A 21,427-nucleotide genomic window follows, 5' to 3' on the forward strand; every position below is an offset into this window, starting at 1 on the left:
ATGGCAGCATCTTCTTCGATCTGGCCCACAATTATTTTACTTTCCGGTCAATTTTTAGACCAATTCATTTTGACTCTGGGGCTGATAGCCTTAGCTGTCGTTTTTGGTTTAACCGCTTTTATTTTTATTCGAGTTTTCCTCAATTGGTTCCAGGCGAAATTGGCAAAAAACCGCCATTTCAATCTACCGCTGTTGCCAAAAAAGGCTAACAATTCAACCGCTAACATTGCAGATCCTGAAAAAGTTTTTTTAGAACCCGTGTTCGTAAAAACTGACAGAAATTTTGTGATTTCCGTAGCAGAAAACGATATCTTAGAAGAGATTGCACCGGCAATAATTTACAAAAATTCAGCAGCAGTTGCCCGTCTGTACAAGCCGATCGCTCTTTGGCAAGGGCGCTTAATCTTGCCCTCTCACGAACAGCGCCCGCCCAAAGATACAGTATTTTTGGAAGTAATAAATGCCCCAAAAAAATATCAAAATTTTATTGGCAAAACAGTATTTTTGAAGTGGATCGCCAACCGCCAAGTTCAGTTTTTTGTCCACGCAGTCAGTCAAGATATCAACTTCACAAAACAAACGAAAAAAAGTCAAAAATCTGGTAACATCCATCCAGATAGGTTGAACGGCTGGCGAAATGTCGGCCCTTTGGAAACTTTGGCGGGTAGCAGACTCGAAGACAGTGTGACTGTGATGCTGCGGAGGCCGGTGATTGCGATCGACCACAGCAGCGGCCAGCAGGAACTAATTATCGATCGCGAACCAGTACAAATTATCGGACGTTTGTGCGCCTTAGTTTCAATTTTACAGCGCCAAAAACCCGATAACAACAAATTTATTGTCCGGCATTTCAACAAAACATCCCAACAATTTGACGGCGCAGCCGAAATCATTCGGATTCCGCAAGTACAGCCCGACAAAAATGGCATAGCGAGGTCTACAAATTACCTGATAGAACAATCGCCATTAAACCCCGACGGCTGGTACATTTACGGCGAAAGAGACGAAGACAGTATTTTTGTAGTCCAAGCAATTGAACCCCGCAAAATTGCTCAGTTAATACCAGATGAAACACATTTTGGACTGAACAAATCTCTCGCTTATTTAAAAGACGAAAACTGGTCAAATACAGCGGCTCAAAAAGGACAAGCAAAAAGAGTATTGTTAATGCCAAATGAGGCAGCCGAAAACACTTTAGTCTCCCCTTGGGAAGAAGGAGATATCGGCATCGTGATTCACAGCTTTGGCGGTATTGGCGGCAAAAAAGGCGAATCTGTACCGCTGGGAATTGTCACCGGACATTTTGCTTTCGGAATCGCAAAAGTAGTGCGCGATGGATTTACCGACGAACTGCGTTTTGACATAGAATACAAACAAGTATACGCCCACAATCCCGATGGAATTGTCGCCGGTTCTAGCAAGTGGCAAAGTTATATGGGAGACTTGCAGCGTGGCTGGTTGGGCGATCGCCCGGTTTGCGATATCATTTGTAAATTAGACTGCGTGTGTTACGACTACGATTTTGACGGCATCATTTTGTCGCCTTTAACCGAGTTAAACCAGCAACTAGATATCATGATGGCGCGCTACCGCAGCGGAGACGGCACCGGCGCAACTTTAGTCACGCCAGCAACTTCTTGCGTCCAAGATTCCAGTCAAGCAATTTACGCTACTATTAAAAAAATCACTGCCGAAGTCGAGTCAAATTCTCAAATTCAAGACTGGCTAAAAACAAATCCTACCCACGCACAAACCGAAAGATTTCATCAGTTAGTAGTTTTGGGAGAGAGTTTAGGAAAAGTATTAATTCCCCTCGGTATTGTCCGTCTAGATTGGCGCAAAAATACGAGATTGGCGGGGATTGATTCGGTATTGAAAAAAAGCTTTTTTTCAGTAATCGCGAACCTGCTAAAAGCTGCTATTAGTTACCGAACAATGCTGCCCAGACGCACCCAAGATGAAATCGCCAAAATTCTCTTAAAACAAGGATCGTTTTTGTGGATAATTCGCACCAATCAAGTTGGGGGATTCGATCCAGATATTAAGCCTCGCGCGCCGACAGAACTTTGAGTCAAATTATAATATAAGAAAAAGACGGCGGTTGAAACCGCCAGAAAGTCAAACGAAGATGATTCGGCGATTGAAATCGCTTCTACAAAAACGAAGTCTGCCTCCGCAGGCTAAGAGTTGAGGAATTGGTTTGTAGTGTGATGTTATATCGTTTCCGTTTGGATCGGAATGATTTAACCGCAGAGTACACAGAGTACACAGAGTCCGAGAATATATATCTGAATCATTCCGATGCTACGGGATTTGATATTATATCGTTTCCGGTTGCGTCGGAATCATAAACTAGGGGGCAATTCATGAATGATTCTGACAAGTTGCCACCCTCAGATAGGCGCAATTTTAAGTGTTTGGAGTCAATCGTTAACAGTTAACAGTTAACAGTCAACCGTTAACAGTCAACAGTCAACCGTTAACAATCAACCATTACCAAGGAGTGACTGCAACAGTGCCGCCCGGTGCAATAACTACTCGGAAATCAGCTAGGGGTTCTGCTGGTGGCCTGCTGCCAATCGGTTTGTAAAGCAACTCCGATAACGGCGCTTCGGATCGATCGACTGCTGCGGGATTCTCCGACTTATAACCGACAATCGCCCCATCCTTAGCCACACTCACCCGATAAACCAACTCCGCATCCACCGCAGGCTTAGTTTTCAAAACTCCGTCAATTTGCTGGGAAAGTTGGCCCTTCAACAGCTCGATTTCTGCCGGATCGGTAATCGGCCCGGCTGCAACATCAGGACTTGGCAAAGCTTCAGAAACAGGACTGGGCGTGCTTTGGGGCGAAGCTTCCAACTGCGGGGTGGTACTAGGTGAAGCCTCCGATTGCGGGGTGGTACTGGGCGAAGCCTCCGATTGCGGGGTGGTACTCGGTGAAGCCTCCGATTGCGGGGTGGAGCTCGGAGTCGGCGAACTCGGTTCAGCATTCGGAGTCCTCTCCCCAGGTAGCAAACCGTCAGCAGGCCTGGGAGTAGGATTTGGCGAAGCCGATCCGCCCGGATTCGGCGTTCCCTGATTCTGCCCTGCAGGATTTGGCTGTCGCACCGGATCTCTCGGACGCTGGAGTTGCGGCACCGGCACCAAGAAAAAGGCTATCGCCGCCAAAGCCAAACTCGATATCCCCACCACCGCAGGCAAACTCCGCTTCGCCAAAGGTTCGGCGGACTTGATATAACGCTTGGAAATTGGGGTTAATTGCAGAGACAATTCTGGCAGCGTCTGGGTGTCGGCAAAAAATTGATCGATCGCCTCCACTAAGTCAAATAGCTGTACCGTCGTCAAATCTAATTTTGCCGACAGTTCTGTTTTTTGATCGATTTGGGTAGCGCTGCCTGTTTCGGCTGGTAGAACGGTCAAACGGTGCGAATTCTCGTCTATTCTGTGCAACTGCACCGTACTCAAATTCGGGCCGTAGCGATCGGGATAATGCACTCCACTCATAAATTCTTGGGCGTAGCTGCTGACAGCCCTCACCAAGCTTTCAAAAAACTCCCGTCCCCCGCTGAGGGGTTCGCCGATGCCTGTCACATAACATTCAGCGCTCATTAGTATAGAAAGCACTGGCCGTGTATCTAACTGGCTAGATACCGATCCGTCGCTCAACCCTTCCAGAACCAGGGTGCAATTCGGCAGACTGTACTGACGCCTAATAGTCATTTTTATTCCACTTCTCCATCAAACAAGCTAACCCAGAAGCGCTGCATTCCGGCCGTCCCCGTACAAAATAGCAGTTTGCTCAACAAGTTTAAAGCGAGTTCGTTGAGCTTCTCGTCGGAATTGTAAGCTGCAACTAGCGATCGCTTCGGGTTCATGCGCGATCGAAAATGAGCTCGAAAGCGTTCTAAATAATCGGCAAGCTGCAAGTTCTCGCTGAGGGGGAGATTTCTCGATCGCAACTGCTGCGAATCTAGCAGCAACTGGCGAATTGTCGCGGTTAACTTGCGCGCCATATTACAGGCGATCGCCACCAGCGCTTTTGCCTCCACCACTGTCAGGGATCGGCGCTGGGTATAGCGTCTCAGCGGGTTAGTATTCCGCATCATCCAAAAGGCAACCCGATTTTTGATAATTGACTCCAATTCCAGGTCTTTTGACACTGCCAGCATTTCTTCCGCCCCTCCGAGATACAAGGCTTCGATCGCCAGCAACATCAAATCAATTTGCAATCTAGCCCGACGGGGACATCCGCCATCGTTCGGCGACAAGTCTGGCAAACTGTCTAAAATCAACGGGTTTGACTCGGTAAGCAAAGTTTCTGACGGCATTAAGATCACGGGAACATCCATTCCAAACAAACTATACGGTTATCCGAGGTCTCTGGCATGACAAATTCTCAATCAAAGACTCCTCTCGGATACTTTATTTTTATCAATCACTTTTATGTGTCTTTTAAATCTAGCAGCAACCGACCGTCACGGGCGAGAAACGGTGCCGGGAGTTCGATCGAACGCCGCCCGTTTCCCCAGCCGATCCCTTAAAGCTTTGTGATTTCCCGGCGAAGCTGGGGGAGAAACCGACGGTGGACGATCGAACTTGACCATTTCCAACTTAATGTCGGCAGGGGTCGCCCGTTATAACGGTACTCCGTTTAACGGGTGGGGAATGCCTACCAACAAAAAACTGAGCGATAGCGAAACGTCATTATTCTGGGGTTGTTTGTTGCTCAACATACTTTCTTAACTGCTCAATTGTCATACCGCCACAGCTAGTCACAAAATACGAACCCGTCCAGAAAACAGGTTTAGTATAGACTTGTTTTAATTCTACTGCAAACTCTTTTCTCAGTAGCCTACTAGAAACAGTTTTGTGTCATGCAGACGGTAAGTGTATAATAAATCTCATGATACTCACCTATTGCTACAGAATCAAGCCTAGTGCCGAACAGGAAGCCGTTATGCTCTATACCTTGGAGTTACTAAGACGGCACTGGAATTATGCGCTAGGTCAACGTCTAGATTGGCTGCGGCGTACCCGTTGTCAAATAGACCGATGTAGCTGTCGGAGCGAACCGATAGGAGATATTCCAGAAAAAGTAGATTATTACACCCAGCAATCAGCACTTAAAGAAACGAAGCTCATTTACCCCGAATACAAGAAAATTTGGGCAGAGTCTCAACAAGTTAACTTGCAGAGACTGCTTCATGCTTGGGAACGCTGGTTAATTCCAGATAAATCAGGCAAGCGTGGCGGACGACCTCGGTTTAAAAAAGCTGGAGAGTTACGCTCATTTGTCTATCCACGAATCAATTGTTCTAAGGCAGGAGCGTATCTAAGTAATGGAGTATTGAAGCTATCAAAGATAGGTGAGATGCCAGTTGTGATGCACCGCCCTATCCCTAATGGTTTTATTCTCAAGACTTGTACGATTATTCGCAAGGCAGATGGTTGGTATTGTTGTATTTCCCTGCAGGATTCTACAGTACCGTCGCCGTTACCAGTAGAAGAAATTAAGTCGGTCACGGCAATTGATGTGGGCTGCGAAAAATTTCTGACTACCGCACAGGGACAAGCCGTAGCAGTTCCTCGGTTTTATCGTTCATCACAAAATAGATTAGCCAGAGCGCAACGCAAATTAGCGCGTCAAGAAAAAGGTTCTAAAAATTGGGAGAAACAGAAAAATAGAATTGCACTATTACATTTGAAGGTGGCTAGATGCCGCAAAGAGTTTCATTATCACGTCGCACATTGGCTGTGCCAAACTTATGATTTAATTTCATTTGAAAATCTTAATATCAAAGGCTTAGCCCGTACCAGATTAGCGAAATCAATCCTAGATTGTGCCTGGGGCGCGTTCCTACAAATTCTGCAAGCAGTGGCGGTTAAACGCGGCAAGCAAACAGTAGAAGTGTCGGCTCGTGGCAGTAGTATTGAGTGTTCTAGTTGCGGTACGAGAGTTGAAAAGACCCTGAAAGATAGAGTGCATGAGTGTCCTAGTTGTCGTTTAACCATTGACAGAGATTGGAACTCAGCACTTGTATTATTAGCTCGTGGACTTGGGGCAGTTGGACTACCGCTTCCTGGCTGTGGAGGCTTAGGGGATGCCCAGCCGTCGATGCAGCAATTTCTGATTGTGAAATTGGAAGCTCCCGTTATAGTCGGTACTCCGACTTAACGGTGAGAGTTGTCACTTCTCGATTCCCCATTGCGATCGATCAATGTTCCTGCTTCTGCGATTTCGCCACCGCTTCTCTTTGAGCCGTAAAATCAGTAGCCGCCGCCCCATCCCTCAGACTAATCTTTCCCTTAAGGGTGTCTCCCTCCAAAATTCCTCGCAGTTTAACAGAACTGTTTTGAGCGATCGCACTGGAATCCCTGCAACCTTCTAAATTAGGAACCACACCCGACAAGCTCAATCCTTGAGTTTCCCACTTACCACCTAAAGAAGGTTTCTCCTCTGCTGTTTTTTTGCGATCGGCCTCGCTGCTACCTCGCAAATTACCGTTCAAATAAACACCAGATTGCTCGATTGTCAATACCAAAGCATCAGATTTCAGACATTCGGGCAAACTGTTAGCATCGAAGCGATAACTTCCCGCAAGTGCCGGAGGAGCCTTTAAATTTGTTTCGCCGTAAGCAGTTACTACTTTAAACAGCACGGCAACAATGGCGAGGGAAATACCATAAAATGATAACATTTTGACATTAAAATGAGGCATAATTTTGGTTGTTGGCAGTTGGCAGTTGACAGGAAAGCAGTTGGCAGTTGACAGGAAAGCAGTTGGCAGTTGGCTGTTGACAGTTGACAGGAAAGCAGTTGACAGTTGTTAGTGGTTAGTTGTTGGTTATTGGTAGTTGGTAGTTGGTTATTGGTAGTTGACAGTTGACAGTTGGTTTTTGGTTTTTGGCAGTTGACAGTTGGATGCTGGCAGTTGACAGTTGACAGTTGTTTTTTTTGCAGTTGGCAGTTGAATGTTGACAGTTGGTTGTTGGTTTTTGGTTTTTGCCACTTAGTTGTTAGCAGTTGGTTGTTGACGGTTGACAGTTGGCATTAAACATTAGGCATTAAGAAGTTGATATTAAAAGCTAACAACTAACCACCAACAACTGCCAACTACCAACTGCCAACTAACCACCAACAACTGCCAACTAACCACCAACAACTGCCAACTACCAACTGCCAACTAACAACTGACTACCTTCGAGGAAGTACCGAAGCCAAGTGCGATCGCGCTTTAACGTAGCACCGCGCAATCAGCAGCGAAGAATGACACTGTACCGCCAATTCATCAGTATACTGTCCCAACGTTTGGCGCTCAATTCCCCACTCCCGACTCGTACCCGCAATAGTCAAATCAGCATTAGCAGAAGCCGCAATCACCGCTTGAATTGGATCGGCAGCCTCCACAATCGGAGTTTCAATGCGCGATCGCACCTCAATAGGCAACTGTTCCATCACTCGCTGAAACTCGTAACTCAGCTCGTTTCCCTCGAACCCGTTTACCCCCACCCGCAGCACCGTCAAACGGCGTTCCTCGCTATTAACTAACAGTCTCAGCGCCAATTCTAAGCCCAAATCATCGTGAATATTTGCAGCGTAAGGCACTAACAAATTATTCAACCGTTCCCGGCCTCTGTCAACAAAAATTGCTACATCCACCTTAGCGCTGCTGAGAATTTGACCGACACGCCCTCCCAAACGGTTGCTGCTAAAAGTCGGCCTGTGCCATCCTACCAAAATCAAATCCGCGCGATCTAGTTCCGCAATTTGCGCCGTTTCCCGCGCCACATCCTTAGTAACCCGAATGATCGGATGCACGAATTTTCTCGCCTCCGGCAGTTCCAAACTATCAATTAATTCTGATAATTTCAAGCGGCGCTCTTGAATAATGCGATCGGCTTCCGCAGGCGTACTTTGAAAAGCATAATCCTCATTGAATTCGATCAAACTCAGAGGATGAACCGCCGCCGACTGCAAATCGTTACCGCCCGTACCCGCAGCCGGCAGCGCCAGCCCTACTGCTAGTTGCAGCAAACCTTTCTGCGTGCTAGGATTAGCAACTGGTACTAAAATTCGATAAGTTTTCAGCAAGTTGTTAACTGTTTCTTCGCTGCTACTAGCAATTGGTAAATCTTCTAATTCTGAATCCTCAGAGCTAACTTCTGAAATATCTAACCGAATTAACCGTTTGGGATAAGTCCACTCCAGCAGCGGCGAAGTCATAAAAGTTGTGACTAATGCCATAATAACTAACATTGTAAATAGCACCGGCGAAATCACACCCAGAGAAAGACCGATATTCAATACAATTAGTTCAGTCAAACCGCGAGTGTTCATCATCCAACCAAGGGCAGAAGCTTCGCGGTTGCTAATACCGCATACTCTAGCAGCCGTATAAGTGCCGACATATTTTCCAATAATTGCTACTCCCAAAACTGCGGCGCACAGCAGCCACAATTCGGGACTGTTGAGCAGGCCGATTTGAGTACGCAAACCGCTGTAAGCAAAAAAGATGGGCAGCAGAAATATTAGGACAAAATCTTCGGTTTTTTCAGCTAATTCTCTGGTGAGTCCGGCATTTTTTGGCATTGCAGCACCAAGCAAAAATGCACCGAAGATTAAATGAATGCCGATCAATTCAGTAATTAAGGCAGAAGCTACAACTCCCATGTAAATTCCCGCCAGCACTAACTGCGTTAATCTGCCCGTGCGGTTGTAGTGCTTGGAAAGCCGCTGCAAGAACCAGCGGACTACAGTCATCATGAAACCAATGTAAATTAAAGATTCAATAATGGTCGGCAAAGCGCCCAGCATCGAATTAGTTCGAGTAACTGCGATCGCCACCGCTAACAAACACCACGCCGTCACGTCATCTACAGCAGCGCAAGTCAGGGCCAGCGTCCCCAATTTGGTATTCTGCAAGTTGTGTTCTGTAATAATTCTTGCCAGCACCGGAAAAGCCGTAATTGACATCGCAGCGCCCAAAAACAAAGCAAAGGCTGTAAAGGAAACGCTATTATTTGAAACGATGGGATACAGCAGCAGCGCTAGGATGCTTCCCAGGGAAAACGGCACTAGAATGCTGACGTGGGAAGTTAAAATCGCTACATTTAAGTTGTTTTTGAGATACTTCGGATTCAGTTCTAAACCAATCAAGAACATGAAAAATATCAGCCCCACCTCAGATAGCACGTTGAGGAAAGGAACGGCTTCGGCTGGAAAAAGTGCTGTTGCTAAATCTGGTGCAACTAAGCCAAACAGAGAAGGCCCGAGCATAATTCCTGCTACAATTTCTCCAATGACTTGAGGTTGTTTGATCGATCGAAATGCTAAACCGACAAGTCTCGAAAGTGCGATCACAATTAGAACTTCAAGCAAGACGAGAATGGGGATGGGCATGGCGTTTTTAGCTTTGGGATTTTTGCGGTGCCAGAGGGAACTCGTAAAGCCGGTAGAATTGCCGATCGAACAAAATGGCTCAAAGCTCGATCGAACTAAAGAAGGCGCAAGACACGCACCAACAACGCCATTGTCTCACAACCTAACTAAGGCTTTGACAACCTTGTTATATGGATTTTTTGTTTTTGTAAGCAGCGCTTGCAAGTAACTATAACCGTAGGGTACGCCCCACGCACCAAGCCAGCCCGCATCTGGCTCCCTCGGGCGCGCACCCTACGGATAACCCAACCAAATGGCGATCGGATTGTCAGCAAAACTGGTGTGTCCTGTGATAAACTAGACAAGTTGTTTAAGTTCGCACATCCGGGTTTTCGGGTGTTTCCAAGGTGCAAATCTTGAGAAATACTACCGGGTGGAGGATTAACCCGAATACAGGAGTTTAAAATACAATGCCAGTAGTCAGTTTGGCTCAAATGCTAGAGTCAGGAGTTCACTTCGGACACCAAACCCGCCGGTGGAACCCGAAAATGTCTCCCTACATTTTTACAGAGCGCAACGGGGTTCACATCATCGACCTCGTGCAAACCGCTCAGCTCATGGAAGATGCCTACGAGTACATGAGAGTGGCCTCAGAAAAAGGCAAAAAGTTTTTGTTCGTGGGTACAAAGCGCCAAGCTGCCGGGATTGTAGCGCAAGAAGCTCAACGCTGCGGCGCTTACTACGTCAACCAGCGCTGGCTGGGGGGAATGCTCACCAACTGGACGACGATTAAGTCCCGCGTGGAGCGCCTCAAGGATTTGGAGCGCCGCGAGGAAATCGGTGCCCTAGATTTGTTGCCGAAAAAAGAAGCTTCGGTGCTGCGCCGAGAAATGGCAAAACTCCAGAAGTATCTGGGCGGAATCAAAACTATGCGTAAGATTCCCGACGGAGTGGTGCTGGTAGACCAACGCCGCGAGTATAATGCTGTGTTGGAATGCCAAAAGTTGGGAATTCCCATCGTCTCTCTGTTGGACACCAATTGCGACCCGGATTTGGTTGACATTGCGATTCCGGCAAATGACGATGCTATTCGATCGATCAAGCTGATTGTCGGTAAGTTGGCTGATGCCATTTACGAAGGTCGTCACGGTCAGCCCGGTGGCGACGGTGACTACGACGACGACTACGAAGGTGGCTACGAAGGCGCTGAATATGATGGCGAAATCGAAGAATTGGATGACCCCAATTATGTAGACCCCGACGAAGCCGCTGAGACCGAGGGCGAAGAGACCGAAAGCTAATATTGCGATCGGAATTTGAAACCAGGCAATTAAAAATTAAAGATTGAAAATTAAAAATAATAATTATTTTTAGTTGGATATTTTTGATTTTTAATTGTACATGGCACGAGTCTAAGTCATTAGTAGAGTTCTGGCAAAAGCATTCATTGTATTAGTATTAGCACCAAAATTAATTTTGGTGCTACACGTACAAAGTCCGCCCTAATGCCGACTAGGTATTTCTTCACTCCTGTCCAATCATTAACATTAAGATTAGTAACTAATGACTAATGACTAATGACTAATGACAACTAAGAGGGCGGACACGCACCATCCACCGCCCCTACTGACTAATGACTAATGACTAATGACTAATAACTAATTTTGATTGGGAACTTAAGGAAGATGGCGGATATATCTGCAAAACTTGTTAAAGAATTGCGCGACAAGACTGGCGCTGGCATGATGGACTGCAAAAAAGCCCTCATTGCAAACGAAGGCGATATCGAAACATCCATTGAGTGGCTGCGGAAAAAAGGTCTGGCTGGCGCTGACAAAAAAGCCGGACGGGTTGCCTCCGAAGGACTCGTAGGCAGCTACATCCACACGGGCGGCCGCGTGGGAGTGCTGGTGGAAGTTAACTGCGAAACTGATTTTGTGGCACGCCGCGAAGAATTCCAAAGTTTAGTACGCAATATTGCGATGCAAATTGCAGCTTGCCCGAATGTGGAATACGTGAACCTTGAAGATATTCCTGCCGAAATTGTCGAAAGAGAAAAGGCAATAGAAATGGGCAAGGATGACTTGGGCAACAAGCCGGACAATATCAAAGAAAAGATTGTTCAAGGGCGGATTGACAAGCGCATGAAAGAGTTATGTTTGATGGATCAGCCTTTTATTCGAGATCAAAATATCTCGGTGGAAGAGTTGGTGAAACAAACCATCTCCCAAATCGGAGAAAATGTCCAAGTGCGCCGCTTCGTGCGCTTTGTGTTGGGCGAAGGCATTGAGAAGGTAGAAGCTAACTTTGCCGATGAAGTAGCAGCCCAAATGGGTGCTCAGTAATTCACAATTAAGATTGGGAATTGAAATTAAAAATGTGAAAATTAGCTTTTCACATTTTTAATTTTTAATGACAAAATGGGTTTAAAGTAGTTGTAGGGTGCGTCGTCCTCAAAAAATACAAAACAAATATCGACAATCTTACAGTGACGCACGTAAGATAATTTATCGAAAATTGTACTAGAAAACAATTGTTGGCTTTGTTTCCACGGATCGGAAGTGTCAGGTAGTCGCCTTCATATTGTCGATTGAATTTAGAGATTGTTTACGGCGACACACCCTAGGAATTTTTAGTTTTATACGACGTCCTATTTTAATTTTATACGGGAGATATGGTGGGAGCAAGAGAACGCATAGAGCAAGATTTGGCAGGACTAGAAGAGAGTTTAGCAGCCTTGAATGTGGAGTTTCGCAGTACATACGACAGTTATTTAACTTCCTTGGGACAAGCGGTGCGGCAGCAGTTAATTTTGGCTTGCTATCACCTTTGCACTCAATCCGCGCCGGAGTCGTTTCTCAAGTTGTCCTTCGATGGGCGACAAAAAATGCAGCATTCTGTAAGGCTTTTGGCTGCTGCATCGGAGGAAAAATTGCGATCGCTAGTGACTGAATCAGAAGCAGAGGAAGAGGAAGAGGAAGAGGACTTCGACAAAAACGAAGAAGAGGAAGAGGAAGAGGAAGAGGAAGAAGAGGAAGAGGAGGAAGAGGAAGAGGAAGAGGAAGAGGAAGAGGAAGAGGAAGAGGAAGAAGAAGAAGAAGAGGAAGAAGAAGAAGAAGAGGAAAATAAACAACTTTCAGCCATTAACTATCTATTTTCAGTGGCAAATTATCATGTGCCAAATGCTAATTCTCCCGAAAGTTTGGCGCGCTGGCAAAATAGTATTGAAAAGTCGATCGTCCTGATTCTCAAACTGCTTTCTCGTGACACCAACCGCTTGCTGCAACAGTCTGGAATCTTGCCCAATCAATTGCCAGAACCTATTCTAGAAGCTGCTTATGCTGCTGAAGCTTCCGGCGACAGCGTTGCTGGGCCGCCTAACTTATTAAACTTAATCGTTCAAGCCGATAGCTCTTCGGCACCGCCAAACTTAGCACAAGCACAGGTTACTATGGCCGTGCACATTACAGCAATTAAACTGCGGTTGTCAGAAATAGAGTTTGCCGATGCGGGAACTTCGGCTTGGCGCCAGCAAGTTCGCAACCTCTCTGTGAAGTTAAACTCCCTAGGCCGCGATTACCAGAAAAAGCAGCGGGAACTTGCTGTGGTGGAGGCTGAGTCGGCTTGGCGATCGAGTTGGTTTGAAGATTAGTCAGTTGGTTGTTGACAGTTGGCAATTGGCAGTTGGCAGTTGGCAGTTGAGAGTTGGCAGTTGGCAGTTGGCAGTTGGCAGTTGGTTGTTGGCAGTTGGCAGTTGGCAGTTGGCAGTTGGTTGTTGGCAGTTGGTTGTTGTCTGGGATTCTTGAGCTATGATTAATGACTAATGACTAATGACTAACAACTAATGACTAACAACTAATAACTAATAACTAATAACTAATAACTAATAACTAATAACTAATGACTAACAACCAACCAGAATGGCAGCGATTGCAAAAAGCTCTTTCAGTAGAAGCCGATCGCGGATTTAACGACATCCAGGGCAGTCAATACCGCTTCAGCGAGTTTCTGGGCCTGAGTTTGAGACAGTTGGCCGGTGCTGTGGCGGCTTCTGCAGCGCGCGATCGCGCCAGACAACTAGCTGTGGAATTTGACATCTACCCGCAGAAGGATCTTGAAGCGCGCCAGCATTCGATCGCCATTACAGTAAGTTTTCTCAGACAAATGGAGCAAGTTTGGGAAGAACAAACGACACAAGTCAGACCCGCAAACGCCGCCGATTCGGTCGCCCCAGCCGTTTCCGTTCCCCGAACTGCACCGCTGAGTGCGGCACCGCCACCGCCCAGCTTGACTCTAGACCAACCCTTAACCCGCGTCACCGGCATCGGCCCCGCCAACGGCAACCGCTTAGCAAAACTCGGTTTAGACACCGTATACGACTTGCTTTACTACTATCCTCGCAACCACATCGACTATGCAAAGCAAGTACAAATTCGCGAGTTGGTAGCGGGGGAAACTGTCACTTTAATCGCCGAAGTAAAGCGGTGCAATTGCTTTTCTAGCCCGAAGAATAAGAAATTAACAATATTAGAAGTGATTTTAAAAGACCGCACGGGAGAAATAAAAATTAGTCGCTTTTTTGCCGGGCCTCGCTACAGCAATCGCGGCTGGCAAGAATTCAAAAAGCGCGAGTATTGTACTGGTGGGGTGTTGGCTGCTTCGGGGTTGGTGAAGCAGGGTAAATATGGCATTACTTTAGATAATCCTGAGTTAGAAGTATTAGACGACTCCGGCGGTGCGATCGAATCTATGAAAGTCGGCCGCCTGATACCTGTTTATCCGCTGACTGAAGGGGTAGATGCGGGTTCGGTGAGGCGATCGATTTTGGCTGCAATGCCGGCGGCGAAACTGTTGCCGGAATCGCTACCGGACGATTTGCGCGATCGTTACAGTTTAATGGGTTTAGCCGATGCTGTGACTAATATTCACTTTCCGCTCGATCGCGATTGCTTGTCCGCCGCGCGCCGTCGCTTAGTTTTTGACGAATTTTTCTACCTGCAATTAGGACTTTTGAAGCGCCGCCAAACCCAAAGAAAAGCTCAAGCTAGTGCAGTCATTCTTCCTAGCGGCAAATTGATCGAACATTTCTATGAAATCTTGCCTTTTGCGTTAACTAATGCTCAGGCCAGAGTAATTAATGACATCCTCAACGATTTAGCTTCGCCACAACCGATGAACAGATTAGTACAAGGCGATGTCGGCGCGGGCAAAACTGTAGTCGCCGTAGTCGCAATGCTAGCAGCAATTCAATCTGGCTATCAAGCGGCTTTAATGGCACCGACAGAAGTTTTAGCAGAACAGCATTACCGTAAATTGGTAGGTTGGTTTAATTTGATGCACTTGTCTGTGGAACTGTTAACTGGTTCGACAAAAGTAGCCAAGCGCCGAGAAATTCACAGCCAGTTAGAAACGGGAGAATTGCCTGTTTTAGTGGGAACTCACGCGCTGATTCAAGATACAGTAAATTTCCACAAATTGGGTTTGGCGGTAATTGATGAACAGCACAGATTTGGGGTGCAGCAGCGGGCTAAATTGCAGCAGAAAGGCGAATCTCCCCACGTTTTGACGATGACGGCAACTCCTATTCCCCGGACTCTAGCGCTGACGCTGCACGGCGATTTAGACGTGAGTCAAATTGATGAACTTCCCCCCGGTCGTCAGGCAATTCAAACGACGGTTCTGTCGGCAAAAGAACGCATCCAAGCTTACGATTTGATTCGCCGGGAAGTGGCGGGCGGCCGTCAAGTTTATGTGGTGCTGCCGCTGGTGGAGGAGTCGGAAAAGTTGGATGTGCGATCGGCAATTGAAGAAAAAGAAAAACTTCAAAGCAGTGTATTTCCTGAGTTTAAGGTGGGTTTACTCCACGGCAGGATGAGCAGTGCGGACAAAGATGAGGCAATTACGAAGTTTCGGGATAAAGAAACCGATATTTTAGTATCTACAACTGTGGTGGAAGTGGGAGTAGATGTGCCGAATGCTACGGTAATGCTGATTGAAAATTCGGAGCGTTTTGGACTGTCGCAATTGCACCAGTTGCGGGGTCGTGTCGGTCGGGGCAGCAACCGTTCTTATTGTTTGTTAATGCCGGGTTCTAAGACGGCGGAAGCTATGCAGAGAATGAAGGTTTTAGAACAATCTCAGGATGGTTTTTTTATTGCGGAAATGGATATGAGATTGCGGGGGCCGGGTCAGGTTTTGGGAACTCGGCAGTCGGGTTTGCCGGATTTTGCTTTGGCGAGTTTGGTGGAGGATCAGGAGGTTTTGGAGTTGGCGAGGGCGGCGGCTCAAATGGTAATTGAGAATGATGAAACTTTGAATCAGTGGCCTGTGGTGCGGGATGAGTTGGAGAGGAGATATCAGCGGATGATGAGTGGCTCGATTTTGACTTAAGAAACCCAAAAACCCCGGCGGTTGAAACCGCCGGGTTTCTAACGGCCGGGATTTCTCTTTTTAAGGCAAGTAACCCAAGGTAAATAATACGATATTTTCTAATTGTACCAGTATCTCTGGATTGACTTCACCAATTTTATTTCGCAATCTTGTTTTATCCAAAACTCGCAGTTGATGGCACAATGCAACAGAATCTTGAGTCAATCCTCCCTCACCGCCAGGAATTAAAACACAGGAAGGAAGGAAGAGAGGCGCGGCGCAGATTTGTGGTGAGAGGAATACTGATAATAGTAGTTGTATATCTCGAAATTGTATCGTTTTGAAAAATAATTGTGGGACGCACGCCTGCTTGTTCGGAACCTTGTGTGGGATCGAGGTTGGCAATCCAGATTTCACCTCGTCTGATTGTCATGCCAAATCCTCATGTTTGAGGAGTTCTGAATATTCGCTGATTCCGAGTTCCGCAAGTTGTCGGTCTTCTTCGGCAAATTCGCTGTAGAGTGCAGCTAAGTTAGTTTCGTCGATCGCAGGAATAGTCACTAATCTGGCACGGAATTTCAGGAAGCTAATAAATTCAAATACTTGTTGGAGTTGTTCTCGATCGAACTTTTCTAATTCTTGTTGGATTAACTCTCTCATGACAGTCATTTTTGTTGTCAAGTTTTCTGTATTATAGCCCGATCGCCCATCCACCAAAAACTCGATCGCACATAAACTCAAAAACCCGATCGCACATTTTTCTCAAATTCGATCGCCCGATCAACAAAAAACCCGATCGCCCATCCACCAAAAATGCGATCGCCCATCAACCCAAAAATGCGATCGCCCATCAATCCAAAAATCCGGCGGTTGAAACCCAAAAACCCCGGCGGTTGAAACCGCGTCTACACAGACAAAACCCGGATGGTGCGCGGGTTGAAGATTTCACCCGATGATTTTCAATCTCCAAATACCCTCTTCGTCCGCGTAGGCGGACATCGTTTGTGTAGACGCGGTTTCTAACCGCCGGGGTTTCAATGACTAACTCCCTCCAATCGCAGGAAATGCACCCGGCCCGATCGATCGCCCGCTACAACTGTCACTCCATCAGGGGCGATCGCACAGCCAGCAAACACATAATCTCCGATGAAACTAGCAATGTCTTTGCCGATAAGCAAATCCCAGACTGTGAGGGAGTTATCCGATGAAGCTGAAATTGCCATGAGGCCGTCAGGCACAATCGTGAATGCCGATACCGAACGAGTATGATTGGTCAGAGTTTTCAGTTCCGTGCTGTTGGTCAGATCCCAGATTTTGAGGGTTTCATCATATGAAGCCGAAATCGCTGTTTTGCCGTCTGGTGCGATCGCGACTGCTGTTACCTCATCATTATGACCGGTAAGAGTTTTCAGTTCCCTACCGCTGTCTGTGTCCCAAATTTTGAGGTTGGAATCTCCTGAAAAAGAAACTGCTGTTTTGCCGTCTGGTGCGATCGTGAAGGCATTTACCAAGCCATTATGATCCATAAGAATTCTGAGTTTAGTTCCGCTATCGATTTCCCAGACTGTTAAGGTTCCATCCTCTGAAGCGGAAATCGCTGTTTTGCCGTCTGGTGCGATCGCTATTGCTCGTACCTGGCTAGTACCATCGGTGAGGGTTAAGAGTTCCGTACCTGTCTCAGTCTCCCAGATTTTCATGGTTTGATCCCTTGAAGCGGAAATCGCTAGTTTGCCGTCAGGGGAGATCGCCACATACCTTACCAAGTCAGTATGATCGGTAAAAGTTTTTAGGAAAGTGTTACTGTCAATGTCCCAGATTTTGAGAGTGTGATCACCTGAAACCGAAATCGCTGTTTTGCCATCGGGTGCAATGGCGACTGCTGATACATAGCGAGCATGACCGATCAAGGTTCTCAGTAGCTGACCACTGTTTGTCTCCCAAATTTTTAGGGTTTTATCTTTTGAAGCTGAAATCACTGTTTTGCCATCGGGCGCGATCACGACTGCTAATACCGAGCTAGTATGACCGATGAGACTTCTCAATTCCTTGCCACTGTCTGTGTCCCAAATTTTGAGGGTTTTATCATATGAAGCAGAAATCGCTGTTTTGGCGTCTGGTGTAATAGCGACTGCATATACATAGTCGGTATGACCCATGAGAGTTCTGAATTCGGTGCCACTCTCAATGTCCCAGATTTTAAGAGTTTTATCGTCTGAAGCGGAAATCGCTGTTTTGCCATCGGGTGTGATCGCGACTGCCCTGACTCGGTGAGTATGACCGGTGAGATTTATGAGTTCGGTTCCACTGTCTAAGTCCCAGATTTTCAGGGTTTTATCCACTGAAGCCGAAATTGCTCGTTTGCCGTCTGGTGTGATCGCAACTGCTAATACATAGCCATGATGACCGGTGAGAGTTAAAATTTTGCTTCCGCTGTCTGTGTCCCAAATTTTGAGGGTTTTATCATATGAAGCGGAAATCGCTGTTTTGCCGTCTGGTGCGATCGCGACTGCTGTTACCTCACCAGTATGACCGGTGAGGGTTTTCAGTATCGTGCCTGTGTCCGTGTCCCAGATTTTGAGGGTTTTATCATATGAAGCCGAAATCGCTGTTTTGCCGTCCGGTGCGATCGCGACTGCATTTAACGGGCGAGTATGACCTGTGAGAGTTCGCCTACATCCTTCGTCCGGCCGCTCTAAATTAGCCCTCAAAGGCCGCAGCCAAAGACTATTTTTCGACTGCTTGGCTTGTTCCAGCAACCCCTGAATATCAGTCATTTCAAAATCTAGCAACCTCCCCAATAATTGCCCTGCTAATTCAGTTTTGTCCCTCTCCAAAACGTGCGACGACTTCCGAATCGCCCCCTGAATCAACCGCAAACTTTCAGCTTGCCCCTCCGACAACAAAACATCAGAAACCCTCGCCAAATCGTAATCCTCAATTAATGCTTGAACTCCCACCGCATCCAACTTCGCCTCAATAAAATCAAAATCCGTCAACAACTGATGCAGCCGTTCCCCTTGAACACTCTGGGCCAAATGCCCCGGCAGAGTTTCCAAAGCATAAAGCCGCTTTTTCGGCGACAGTTTCCCCAACCGTTCTTTAAACTTACTCATCGCCGTACAAATCCTCCCACAAATTATCAGAAATCGCCGTTTCAATATCCCGCAGCGACACCCCAGCTTTCTGCACCACATCTATACGGTGCAGAAATCTTTGGAAACTCGCGTGATAGATACTGTAATCCGGCGGACTATCACCGCTGCGCCGCAGAAACTGTTCCCAATCATCCAGAACTTCCTGCACATCCAAAGCATCTTCCTCAGCAAAATCCGCCAAAATATCGCAACAAACCGGCTTGCGAGTTTTCGTCAACAAATAAATCACCTTCAACTTCCGGCGGCGCAATTCTTTATCCCTAACCGCCATTTCCATCCGCGCCCAATGCTTCTCATAATATCCTGACAACTCCCTCGGCAAATCTTGCAAATTCACATCGCTGTACTTGCCGCTGTCGATATCATTCAGCACGTAGCGCAGGTACATAAAATTGTTCTGGCTTTTTTCCGCCACCGCCGCCACAAACTGTTCGCGCTGCAAATTTTGACGGTTAATCCAATTCTGAATAGACGCGCTGTTCCCCGTGCGTTTGTCAATATAAACCTTGACATCTGCCAAACTTTCTGCACTGTACTGCATCAAATCAAAAACCTGATGATTTGGCAAAGGCAGCCTTTTCGGCTGTTTCGAGACAATAAAATAAACATTATCCGGCAAAGCATCTGGCAAATAGAGGACATTGCTGTTGCGCCCCTGCAAACTGAGATCGACTTCATCCAGGGCATCCACCACCACAATCAACTTCTTGCCGCCCAATTTAGCACTGACTTCCCCCAACAATCGGCTGAGAAAATTGCCATCTCTGGTCGCATTTTCCGGCAGTTGCGGATAATTTAGTTGATAGCGTCGAATTAACTGAGTGCAGGCATTTTCCAGAAATTGTTCTGCCCGGACAATGCCTTGAGATTGCGAGTTAAAATGGGTAACGCAGCGCCGCTTCAGCAGCAGCACTAACTTTGCCAGAATTGAGCTTTTGCCCACACCCGGATCGGCTTCTAAAACAAAATATCCTTTGGGATTTTTCTGCAAGAATTCAATAATTGCTGCAAACACAAATTGGCGGCCGGTAAAGTCTTGAGTCCTGTCTGCAATAATCGTTTCGCACTCGTATGGAAGCGGCAATCGGGGCGCGGAAGTATCGACAAATCGTTGCAGCAAGTTCTGAATTTGCGCCAAATCATCCCGGATACCAATTTCCATCGCCTCCAATTTCACCATCACTTGACAAATCTGCTGCTGCGTCGCCAAACTCTCCAACTTTTGCAGGATTTCCCCATTTTTCAGCCCCAAATCTTTCAATTGGGCCAAAGCAATTTGGTGCAAATTCAACAGCATCGCCGCAAATTTTTCTCCTCCCTTCGCCGCATCCAGTTTCAGCACTTCGCGGTACGCTTTCGGGAAAGTTGTATACAGCTTTTCCGCCACAAATTCCACAATTGCCGCATCGAAGGATTTCCCCTCGCTGCGGGCAAATTCCTGCAGGAAAGTTGCCCAATCTTCCGGTGTCAATCCCGTAACGCGATCGAACTTTTCGAGTATCCGCTCAATAAATCGGGGTAACAGAAAAAAAGAAGGTTCACAATCTAGGCACAGCATGGTAGAATATAAAGCATGACGCAAAAAACATCTAGTGACCAATTAGTAGAAACCTTACTGCAAAGCCTTGAGCCATCTGAGATTGCTGACGAATCATTGCGTCGTACAGTGTCCATATTGCTGAACCTTATAGAGCAATTACAAGCAGAAACCAGAGAATTACGGTCAGAAAATCAAAGATTAAAATCCGAAAATAATCGCCTGAAAGGAGAACAAGGCAAACCAGAGGTCAAAGCTAATGGAGCGAAAAAGTTAAAAGAGAACTACTCATCCGAAAAAGAGCGAAAAGCACCAAAAAAGCACATTAAAAGTAGTAAAAATGCTCTAGTCAAAGTTGACCGAGAAAAAATCCTGGAGTATCCTGAAGCCGAACTACCATTCGATTCAGAATTTAAGGGTTATGAAGAGGTAATAGTTCAAGACATTTTACTGAAAACAGATAACGTATTATTTCGGAAAGAGAAGTATTACTCACCTTCAGAAAAGAAAACATACTTAGCATCGTTACCATCCGGATATGATGGAGAGTTTGGGCCCGGAATAAAAGCGTTAGTTATGAGCCTGTATTACGGGGGAAACATGACTCAAGGGAAGCTATTAGATTTTTTAAGCAATATTGGGATTTCAATGTCAGCCGGTTATTTATCAAATCTGCTGGTAAATAATTCATCAAAGTTTGAATCAGAATTTAACGAAGTGTATGTATCCGGATTAGCAAGTAGCCCCTGGCAACACTTAGACCAAACAAGTGCGCGTGTTAAAGGAGTAAATCACACTACAAATATAATTTGCAACCCATTATATACAGTTTATTCTACAACCTTAAGAAAAGACCGATTAAGCGTACTTGGAGTATTACAGAACAACCGAGAACTTGAGTTTATTTTATCTCCACTTACTTACCAGCTATTAGATAAGTTCAATGTACCCCAGAAGTGGAGCCATCAAATTAAAGGATTGCCT

General features: G+C 46.4%; 19 protein-coding genes and 2 pseudogenes. 9 read left to right on the forward strand and 12 right to left on the reverse strand.

The window, feature by feature from the left end:
- Window positions 1-2,070 (forward strand): abortive infection protein, encoded by a 2,070-nt coding sequence (locus QUB13_RS22445; protein WP_333384961.1) that lies wholly within the window; start codon window positions 1-3, stop codon window positions 2,068-2,070.
- A 423-nt stretch (window positions 2,071-2,493) separates the two neighbouring features.
- Here QUB13_RS22445 and QUB13_RS22450 read toward each other — a convergent pair whose 3' ends face one another.
- The 4 genes and pseudogenes from QUB13_RS22450 to QUB13_RS22465 form a co-directional block, all read right to left on the reverse strand.
- Complete coding sequence (locus tag QUB13_RS22450) at window positions 2,494-3,723, reverse strand: DUF4335 domain-containing protein (protein WP_333384964.1); 1,230 nt, start codon at window positions 3,721-3,723, stop codon at window positions 2,494-2,496.
- Window positions 3,724-3,725: 2 nt separating this feature from the next.
- Window positions 3,726-4,352 carry a DUF3038 domain-containing protein gene (locus QUB13_RS22455; RefSeq protein WP_333089278.1) on the reverse strand — a complete coding sequence of 209 codons (627 nt, stop codon included), beginning with the start codon at window positions 4,350-4,352 and terminating at the stop codon, window positions 3,726-3,728.
- A gap of 126 nt (window positions 4,353-4,478) precedes the next feature.
- Complete coding sequence (locus QUB13_RS22460) at window positions 4,479-4,607, reverse strand: hypothetical protein (protein WP_333089276.1); 129 nt, start codon at window positions 4,605-4,607, stop codon at window positions 4,479-4,481.
- Window positions 4,608-4,707: 100 nt separating this feature from the next.
- Window positions 4,708-4,872, reverse strand: a pseudogene (locus tag QUB13_RS22465) (IS200/IS605 family transposase); the annotation flags it as partial.
- 34 nt (window positions 4,873-4,906) lie between these two features.
- Between QUB13_RS22465 and QUB13_RS22470 the strand changes: the two are divergent.
- Complete coding sequence (locus QUB13_RS22470; protein WP_333384968.1) at window positions 4,907-6,178, forward strand: RNA-guided endonuclease InsQ/TnpB family protein; 1,272 nt, start codon at window positions 4,907-4,909, stop codon at window positions 6,176-6,178.
- Between the two features lie 40 nt (window positions 6,179-6,218).
- Here the strand turns inward: QUB13_RS22470 and QUB13_RS22475 are convergent, their stop codons facing one another.
- Both QUB13_RS22475 and QUB13_RS22480 read right to left on the reverse strand, forming a co-directional pair.
- A complete protein-coding gene (locus tag QUB13_RS22475; protein WP_333089272.1) occupies window positions 6,219-6,722 on the reverse strand; it encodes a hypothetical protein in 504 nt (167 codons plus the stop codon).
- Window positions 6,723-7,198: 476 nt separating this feature from the next.
- Entirely contained in the window at window positions 7,199-9,403 is a 2,205-nt protein-coding gene (locus tag QUB13_RS22480) for a cation:proton antiporter (protein ID WP_333384971.1), read from the reverse strand.
- On the opposite strand from QUB13_RS22480, the gene QUB13_RS22485 reads away from it, so the two are divergent.
- From QUB13_RS22485 to recG, 6 genes are all read left to right on the forward strand, one after another.
- The gene (locus QUB13_RS22485) at window positions 9,402-9,611 is read left to right on the forward strand and encodes a hypothetical protein (protein WP_333384975.1); all 210 of its coding nucleotides are present in this window, start codon (window positions 9,402-9,404) and stop codon (window positions 9,609-9,611) included. The two genes, QUB13_RS22480 and QUB13_RS22485, sit on opposite strands and share 2 nt — an antisense overlap.
- Before the next feature lie 241 nt (window positions 9,612-9,852).
- Window positions 9,853-10,683: a 30S ribosomal protein S2 gene (gene rpsB, locus QUB13_RS22490; RefSeq protein ID WP_333384978.1), complete on the forward strand. Its 831-nt coding sequence runs from the start codon at window positions 9,853-9,855 to the stop codon at window positions 10,681-10,683.
- Between the two features lie 384 nt (window positions 10,684-11,067).
- Window positions 11,068-11,727 (forward strand): translation elongation factor Ts, encoded by a 660-nt coding sequence (tsf, locus tag QUB13_RS22495; protein ID WP_194070394.1) that lies wholly within the window; start codon window positions 11,068-11,070, stop codon window positions 11,725-11,727.
- Between the two features lie 329 nt (window positions 11,728-12,056).
- Window positions 12,057-13,034 carry a hypothetical protein gene (locus QUB13_RS22500; protein WP_333384982.1) on the forward strand — a complete coding sequence of 326 codons (978 nt, stop codon included), beginning with the start codon at window positions 12,057-12,059 and terminating at the stop codon, window positions 13,032-13,034.
- Window positions 13,035-13,038: 4 nt separating this feature from the next.
- Window positions 13,039-13,188 (forward strand): hypothetical protein, encoded by a 150-nt coding sequence (locus tag QUB13_RS22505; RefSeq protein ID WP_333384985.1) that lies wholly within the window; start codon window positions 13,039-13,041, stop codon window positions 13,186-13,188.
- A gap of 94 nt (window positions 13,189-13,282) precedes the next feature.
- Window positions 13,283-15,772, forward strand: a complete 2,490-nt coding sequence (recG, locus tag QUB13_RS22510; protein WP_333384987.1) for an ATP-dependent DNA helicase RecG — start codon at window positions 13,283-13,285, stop codon at window positions 15,770-15,772.
- A gap of 60 nt (window positions 15,773-15,832) precedes the next feature.
- On the opposite strand, the gene QUB13_RS22515 is transcribed toward recG, so the two are convergent.
- The 6 genes from QUB13_RS22515 to QUB13_RS22540 all read right to left on the reverse strand — a co-directional run bounded on the left by QUB13_RS22515 (window position 15,833) and on the right by QUB13_RS22540 (window position 20,488).
- On the reverse strand, window positions 15,833-15,976 hold the full coding sequence (locus QUB13_RS22515) for a type II toxin-antitoxin system PemK/MazF family toxin (RefSeq protein ID WP_333384990.1): 144 nt from the start codon (window positions 15,974-15,976) through the stop codon (window positions 15,833-15,835).
- A 7-nt stretch (window positions 15,977-15,983) separates the two neighbouring features.
- Complete coding sequence (locus tag QUB13_RS22520) at window positions 15,984-16,184, reverse strand: type II toxin-antitoxin system PemK/MazF family toxin (RefSeq protein ID WP_333384993.1); 201 nt, start codon at window positions 16,182-16,184, stop codon at window positions 15,984-15,986.
- Window positions 16,181-16,492 (reverse strand): hypothetical protein, encoded by a 312-nt coding sequence (locus QUB13_RS22525; RefSeq protein WP_333384996.1) that lies wholly within the window; start codon window positions 16,490-16,492, stop codon window positions 16,181-16,183. Before QUB13_RS22525 ends, QUB13_RS22520 begins: the two co-directional genes overlap by 4 nt.
- Window positions 16,489-16,632 carry a hypothetical protein gene (locus QUB13_RS22530; RefSeq protein WP_333384998.1) on the reverse strand — a complete coding sequence of 48 codons (144 nt, stop codon included), beginning with the start codon at window positions 16,630-16,632 and terminating at the stop codon, window positions 16,489-16,491. The genes QUB13_RS22525 and QUB13_RS22530 overlap by 4 nt, the downstream gene beginning before the upstream one ends.
- Before the next feature lie 153 nt (window positions 16,633-16,785).
- Window positions 16,786-18,864 carry a hypothetical protein gene (locus tag QUB13_RS22535; RefSeq protein ID WP_333385001.1) on the reverse strand — a complete coding sequence of 693 codons (2,079 nt, stop codon included), beginning with the start codon at window positions 18,862-18,864 and terminating at the stop codon, window positions 16,786-16,788.
- Window positions 18,857-20,488: an ATP-binding protein gene (locus QUB13_RS22540; RefSeq protein ID WP_333385004.1), complete on the reverse strand. Its 1,632-nt coding sequence runs from the start codon at window positions 20,486-20,488 to the stop codon at window positions 18,857-18,859. The genes QUB13_RS22535 and QUB13_RS22540 overlap by 8 nt, the downstream gene beginning before the upstream one ends.
- Between QUB13_RS22540 and QUB13_RS22545 the strand changes: the two are divergent.
- A pseudogene (locus QUB13_RS22545) lies at window positions 20,480-21,427 on the forward strand (hypothetical protein); the annotation flags it as partial. The gene QUB13_RS22540 and the pseudogene QUB13_RS22545 sit on opposite strands and share 9 nt — an antisense overlap.

Origin of the sequence: Microcoleus sp. B4-D4 (genome assembly GCF_036705185.1) — a bacterium.
Taxonomy (GTDB): Bacteria; Cyanobacteriota; Cyanobacteriia; order Cyanobacteriales; family Microcoleaceae; genus Microcoleus.

Bases quoted from the DNA above. Each gene is read 5' to 3' on its own strand.
- QUB13_RS22445 (WP_333384961.1), top strand. From the start codon at position 1: ATGGCAGCATCTTCTTCGATCTGGCCCACAATTATTTTACTTTCCGGT.
- QUB13_RS22450 (WP_333384964.1), bottom strand. From the start codon at position 3,723: ATGACTATTAGGCGTCAGTACAGTCTGCCGAATTGCACCCTGGTTCTG.
- QUB13_RS22455 (WP_333089278.1), bottom strand. From the start codon at position 4,352: ATGGATGTTCCCGTGATCTTAATGCCGTCAGAAACTTTGCTTACCGAG.
- QUB13_RS22460 (WP_333089276.1), bottom strand. From the start codon at position 4,607: ATGGTCAAGTTCGATCGTCCACCGTCGGTTTCTCCCCCAGCTTCGCCG.
- QUB13_RS22470 (WP_333384968.1), top strand. From the start codon at position 4,907: ATGATACTCACCTATTGCTACAGAATCAAGCCTAGTGCCGAACAGGAA.
- QUB13_RS22475 (WP_333089272.1), bottom strand. From the start codon at position 6,722: ATGCCTCATTTTAATGTCAAAATGTTATCATTTTATGGTATTTCCCTC.
- QUB13_RS22485 (WP_333384975.1), top strand. From the start codon at position 9,402: ATGGCGTTTTTAGCTTTGGGATTTTTGCGGTGCCAGAGGGAACTCGTA.
- QUB13_RS22480 (WP_333384971.1), bottom strand. From the start codon at position 9,403: ATGCCCATCCCCATTCTCGTCTTGCTTGAAGTTCTAATTGTGATCGCA.
- rpsB (WP_333384978.1), top strand. From the start codon at position 9,853: ATGCCAGTAGTCAGTTTGGCTCAAATGCTAGAGTCAGGAGTTCACTTC.
- tsf (WP_194070394.1), top strand. From the start codon at position 11,068: ATGGCGGATATATCTGCAAAACTTGTTAAAGAATTGCGCGACAAGACT.
- QUB13_RS22500 (WP_333384982.1), top strand. From the start codon at position 12,057: ATGGTGGGAGCAAGAGAACGCATAGAGCAAGATTTGGCAGGACTAGAA.
- recG (WP_333384987.1), top strand. From the start codon at position 13,283: ATGACTAACAACCAACCAGAATGGCAGCGATTGCAAAAAGCTCTTTCA.
- QUB13_RS22520 (WP_333384993.1), bottom strand. From the start codon at position 16,184: ATGACAATCAGACGAGGTGAAATCTGGATTGCCAACCTCGATCCCACA.
- QUB13_RS22535 (WP_333385001.1), bottom strand. From the start codon at position 18,864: ATGAGTAAGTTTAAAGAACGGTTGGGGAAACTGTCGCCGAAAAAGCGG.